Origin of the sequence: Streptomyces sp. NPDC005195, assembly GCF_040608315.1 — a bacterium.
GTDB classification, from domain to species: Bacteria; Actinomycetota; Actinomycetes; order Streptomycetales; family Streptomycetaceae; genus Streptomyces; species Streptomyces kaempferi.
Genome location: NZ_JBEXHZ010000407.1, coordinates 1 through 1029, shown reverse-complemented (window position 1 = coordinate 1029; position 1029 = coordinate 1). Strand labels below are relative to the sequence as shown.

Sequence of the window (1029 nt, the reverse complement as noted above, 5' to 3'; positions counted from 1 at the left end):
GATCCTCGCAATGCAGCCTCCTGGGACGGTCGGGCGCGGTGGGGCGTGCGGGGCCGAACGAGGTCAGTCGTATCGGGTCTCCGACGATCCGTCAATCATGCCCAGGAACAGCTGATTTCCCATGTCAGCGCGTGATCAGAGGGTTTTCGTGGCGGCGGCGCGGGGGCCTGCGAGGCGTCAGTGGAGTGGACCAGTGGCTCGATCGAGTGAAGATTTCGACGCAAACGCGCGGGCCGGTTCGGGCGCAGTGACGTGGCGGCCGTACAGCGCCACGCACGGGTCCCTCCCGCGCGCTCCGACGGCGTACAGGTCTCTCCCTCGCGCGTCCCGGCGGCGTACGGGGTTCGGTGTCCACGACGAAGGTCCGCGGCGCGCCGATGACCCTGGCGCACCGCGGACCTTCGTCCCCCCTCGGGGGCCGGCCTCCCGCCCCTCAGCGAGTGCCGACCGCCGCCCGTACGGCCCGGCGGGCCATCTGGCAGTCGTCGTGCAGCCGTCGCAGCAGCAGCCGTTGTTCCTCGCCGGACGGCGGGGTGCCCGGGTGGGCCGGTCCCGGGGTCGCCGGGGCCGCGTCGTGCATCGAGCGCTGCACCGCTGTCTCGTAGGTACGGATCTCACGGGTCAGTACGAGCATCAGGTTCACCAGGAAGGCGTCACGCGCCGCCGGTCCCGCGGATTGCGCGAGCTGACTGATCTGACGGCGCGCCACGAGGGCGTCACCGAGGACCGCCCACAAGGTCGCCAGGTCGTAGCCCGGCAGGTACCAGCCCGCGTGCTCCCAGTCCACCAGCACTGGACCGGCCGGTGAGAGCAGGATGTTCGACAGCAGCGCGTCCCCGTGGCAGAACTGGCCCATGCCCTGACGGCCGGACGCGTGGGCGATGCCGTGCAGCAGCTTCTGCAGATCGCCCATGTCCCGGTCCGTGAGCAGACCCAGCTCATGGAAACGGGAGATCCGCTCCGCGTAGTTCAGCGGGGCGTCGAACGTCCCCGCCGGCGGCCGCCACGCGTTCAGCCGGCAGACCGCGC

Annotated in this window: 1 protein-coding gene; it reads right to left on the bottom strand. The window is 71.2% G+C overall.

Translation table 11 applies throughout. The features are described 5' to 3' along the window. Positions 1–433: 433 nt before the first annotated feature. Positions 434–1029 (bottom strand): phosphotransferase (locus ABZV34_RS39970; RefSeq protein WP_356288377.1); only part of this gene is annotated, 596 nt, incomplete at its 5' end.